This window comes from Streptomyces beijiangensis, from assembly GCF_017315755.1.
Taxonomy (GTDB): Bacteria; Actinomycetota; Actinomycetes; order Streptomycetales; family Streptomycetaceae; genus Streptomyces; species Streptomyces beijiangensis.
On the sequence record NZ_JAFLRJ010000199.1, the window covers coordinates 1 to 223 of the forward strand.

At 76.2% G+C, this 223-nt stretch carries 1 pseudogene; it reads left to right on the forward strand.

Going from position 1 to position 223, the window contains the following annotated elements:
* Positions 1-223 (forward strand): annotated as a pseudogene (locus J0695_RS21460) (IclR family transcriptional regulator); the annotation flags it as partial.

A 223-nucleotide genomic window follows, 5' to 3' on the forward strand; every position in this document is an offset into this window, starting at 1 on the left:
CCGGCTGCTCGCCACCCTCGAACAGCACGCCCTCGTACGCAGGGACCTCGGGGGCCGCGCCCGTGTGGGCCTGGGCGTCCTGCGCCTGGGCCGCCAGGTGCACCCTCTCGTACGGGAAGCAGCCCTGCCCGCGCTCCGCTCCCTCGCCGAGGACATCGGCGCCACCGCCCACCTCACCCTCGTCGACGGTACGGACGCGCTCGCCGTCGCGGTCGTCGAGCCC